The sequence below is a fragment of the Jannaschia formosa genome, from assembly GCF_003340555.1.
GTDB classification, from domain to species: domain Bacteria; phylum Pseudomonadota; class Alphaproteobacteria; order Rhodobacterales; family Rhodobacteraceae; genus Jannaschia; species Jannaschia formosa.
Genome location: NZ_QPLJ01000091.1, coordinates 1 through 1254, shown reverse-complemented (window position 1 = coordinate 1254; position 1254 = coordinate 1). Strand labels below are relative to the sequence as shown.

General features: G+C 65.2%; 1 protein-coding gene and 1 other annotated feature. The gene reads left to right on the top strand.

Translation table 11 applies throughout. The features are described from left to right. The first annotated feature begins 20 nt into the window (after positions 1 to 20). Positions 21 to 1249 (top strand): IS3 family transposase gene (locus DR046_RS22910; RefSeq protein ID WP_115384636.1). Its coding sequence is split into 2 segments (ribosomal slippage): positions 21 to 309 and positions 309 to 1249, totalling 1230 coding nucleotides; the frame shifts between segments, so codons are not numbered across the junction. After that, positions 302 to 418 (top strand) — a sequence feature (AL1L pseudoknot). It overlaps the preceding gene by 117 nt. Positions 1250 to 1254 lie beyond the last annotated feature (5 nt).

Sequence of the window (1254 nt, the reverse complement as noted above, 5' to 3'; positions counted from 1 at the left end):
CCTGAGTAGGATGGAGCATCATGAGCAAGACCACGAACAAGTTTTCCCCTGAGGTGCGCGAGCGCGCCGTGCGGCTGGTTCTCGAGACCGAGGGTCAGCATGCCTCGCGCTGGCAGGCGGTGGTGTCGATCGCGGCGAAGATCGGCTGCACCGCGCAGACCCTGAACGAGTGGGTCAAGAAGGCCGAGGTCGACAGCGGCCGACGCGCGGGCATCCCGAGCGACATGGCCGAGAAGATGAAGGCGTTGGAACGCGAGAACCGCGAGCTGCGCCAGGCGAACGAGATCCTGCGCAAGGCGAGCGCGTATTTTGCGATGGCGGAGCTCGACCGCCGGTCGAAGTGATGGTGGGGTTCATTGAGGCGCATCGGGATGCGCACGGGGTCGAGCCGATCTGCGGGGTTCTGCCGATCGCCCCGTCCACCTACTACGATCATCTGGCGAAGCGGGCCGATCCGGCTCGGCGGTCGGATCGTGCGCGCCGGGACGCGGCGCTGCGGCCGGAGATCCGTCGCGTCTTCGAGGAGAACTGGCGCGTCTACGGCGTCCGCAAGGTCTGGCATCAGCTGGGCCGTGAGGGGTTCGACGTTGCCCGCTGCACGGTTGCGAGATTGATGAAGGACATAGGTATCCAAGGCATCATCCGGGGAAAGCCGCACAGGACGACGATCCCCGACAGGAACGCGCCGTGTCCGCTGGACAAGGTGAACCGTCAGTTCCGGGTGCCGGCACCCAACATGCTCTGGGTCAGCGATTTCACCTACGTCGCCACCTGGAAGGGGTTCGCCTATGTCGCCTTCGTCATCGACGCTTATGCCCGCCGCATCGTCGGCTGGCGGGTCAGCACCTCGGCGCATGCCGGTTTCGTTCTCGATGCCCTCGAGCAGGCGGTTCACGAGCGCCGTCCCGACAAGGCCATGGGTTTGGTTCACCACAGCGACCGCGGTTCGCAGTACTTGTCCATTCGCTACAGCGAGCGGCTGGCCGAGGCCGGCATCGAACCCTCGGTGGGCAGCGTCGGTGACAGCTACGACAACGCGCTGGCGGAGACGATCAACGGCCTGTTCAAGGCCGAGGTCATCCACCGCCGCGGACCATGGCGCAGCTTCGAGGCCGTCGAATACGCTACGCTGGAATGGGTGGACTGGTTCAACAACCGCCGTCTCCTCGAACCGATCGGGAACATCCCGCCAGCCGAAGCCGAGGCCAACTTCTATGCAGCTCTGGAGAACGAACCCGTGGCCGCGTAGCTAAC